At 61.7% G+C, this 1337-nt stretch carries 2 protein-coding genes; both read right to left on the reverse strand.

Going from position 1 to position 1337, the window contains the following annotated elements; genetic code table 11:
* Positions 1 to 45: 45 nt before the first annotated feature.
* Positions 46 to 657, reverse strand: coding sequence for an LPS assembly lipoprotein LptE (gene lptE / locus BKD70_RS22150; protein WP_070415401.1), 612 nt, complete (start codon positions 655 to 657; stop codon positions 46 to 48).
* A partial coding sequence (locus BKD70_RS22155; RefSeq protein ID WP_070415402.1) for an MlaD family protein occupies positions 654 to 1337 on the reverse strand: 684 nt, incomplete at its 5' end. The genes BKD70_RS22155 and lptE, both read right to left, overlap by 4 nt.

Below are 1337 nucleotides of genomic sequence, written 5' to 3' on the forward strand. Positions count from 1 at the left end.
TGAACGCAGTAAAATGTGGGAGCTGGCTTGCCTGCGATGAGGCCTTCAAGGTTTCAGAGCGGTATTGCCCTGGCTGACTACCCAATCCACCACCTGCTTATTCAGCTGATCCCCAGCCTGGCCAAAAGCAGCCACCACCGCTGGCACCTTGGCGTCACTCACCGGCTGCCTCACTTCAAACCGGCGGCTGGCGATAATCCTTTGATCACGCCCACGCACCAATCGCGCGTCGAGGCGAATCACCACCTCCACCGCTTTGCCTCGATACTCACTCTGAAACGCCTGCAACTGCCCGCCCAGTTCATAGTCGGCTTGCAGGTTGGTCTCGTCGGTACTCAACAGCGTCACGCGCCCGTCGCGCTGGAAGCCATCCAGCAGGCGATTACGCAGCAGCACCGGCGCCGGGTCGCTCCAGCGTGAATTCGCGTAGTTGCTGATCAAGTTGCCATCTGGCACTACGGCGATGCGCGGGCTATCGAGAAACTCGCTGGTCTGCGGCTTGGTCACGCGCAGCGACCAACTCACCGGCGTGCCTTGGCTGGCCGGTTGGGCGGACGCCAGGCGGTACACGTCCGATGGGTCCGGCTTGGGCAGGATCGAGCACGCGCTGACCAGTGCCAGGGCCATGGGGACGATCATGTGGTAAGCACGCTTCATGGCGTGAACTCCTTGTTCTTGTCACTGCCCAGCAGGTAACCGCTGGGGTTGGCTTCCAGGCGGCGAGAGATGGCGCGCAGCGAGCCGAGGGTTTCACGCAGCTCGCGCACGGCTGGCGCCAGCTCGTTAAGGCCCTGCATGCCGCTGTTCACCGAGTCCTGGTTATTGGTCAGCAAGGTATTGATGGTGGCGGTGCTTTGCTCCAGGGATTTCATCGCCTGCTCGGCGCTGCCGAAGGCTTGCTTGCCTTGTTCACTGAGCAAACCATTGGCGCTGCGCATCAGCACGGTGGTTTGCTCCAGCGCCGCGCCCGCCTGTTTGCTCACCTGCATCAATTGCTGCATCACCACCTTGATGTCGCCGCGTTGCTCGGCAATGGCGCCGGTGGTTTGTTGCAGGTTGTCCAAGGTGTTGCTCAGGCGTTCGACGTTTTCCCGTGAGAACAGGTGGTTGGCGTTGTGCAGCAGCAGGTTGACGCTGGTCATCAGGTCGTTGCTGTTATTGAGCAGGCGTGCGATAGGCGATGGCGACGCGATGATTTCCGGCAGGTTGCCGTCCTTGCCCTTGAGCTCCGGGCTCTGCGGGGTGCCCCCACTGAGCTGGATGATCGAGGTGCCGGTGATACCGGTCAGGGCCAGTTTGGCCTGGGTGTCTTCCTTGATTGGCGTTTGCCCGGCCAG

Source organism: Pseudomonas sp. BS-2016, from assembly GCF_001806145.1.
Classification (GTDB): Bacteria; Pseudomonadota; Gammaproteobacteria; order Pseudomonadales; family Pseudomonadaceae; genus Aquipseudomonas; species Aquipseudomonas lundensis.